The organism is Pedobacter borealis DSM 19626 (assembly GCF_000708285.2).
Classification (GTDB): Bacteria; Bacteroidota; Bacteroidia; order Sphingobacteriales; family Sphingobacteriaceae; genus Pedobacter; species Pedobacter borealis.
Genome location: NZ_JAUG01000198.1, coordinates 1 through 724 on the forward strand (window position 1 = coordinate 1; position 724 = coordinate 724).

Here is a 724-nt window from a genome sequence, read left to right on the forward strand (position 1 = left end):
AGGTTCCAAATAAAGTATTGGTGCCAAAACTTAGGTTTCCAGAGTTAGAAGAAGAGTGGAAGGTGACGACACTCGGTGAATGTTGTACATCCTTAGAGTATGGAATGAATTCTGCCTCAATTAAATTCGATGGAAAGAATAAATATATTCGTATAACAGATATTGATGAAAGTTCTTCAAGATATAAATCAGACTTCCCTGTTTCACCAGAAGGATTAGTCTCAGATAAATATTTAGTAAAAAAAAATGATATTCTCTTTGCTAGAACTGGGGCAAGCACTGGAAAAACATACTTATATGACCGCACTGATGGCAAACTATATTTTGCAGGTTTTCTGATAAGAGCGAGAGTTAAATCTTGTTACAATGTAGGTTTTATATTTGCTCAAACGCAAACAGAAGGTTATAATAAATGGGTAAAACTAATGTCTATGCGTTCGGGACAACCTGGGATTAATTCTCAAGAATATTCTTCATTTGCTTTTAATATTCCACTAAAACCAGAACAAGACAAAATTACTTCATTCTTATCTAAGATAGATACTCGTATCCACACCCAAAGCAAAATAATTGATAAGCTAAAAACCTTAATTCAAATCCTTAGAAAAAAGTTGCTTAGTCAAGATTTATGTTTTAAAGACAATAATGGCAACAGTTATCCAAACTGGGAAACTAAAAAGCTAAGACAACTTGGAGCTTTTTTTTCTGGAGGAACACCTTTGAC

General features: G+C 33.3%; 1 protein-coding gene. It reads left to right on the plus strand.

The features are described 5' to 3' along the window. A partial coding sequence (locus tag AW17_RS23400) for a restriction endonuclease subunit S (RefSeq protein WP_209444344.1) occupies positions 1–724 on the plus strand: 724 nt, incomplete at both ends.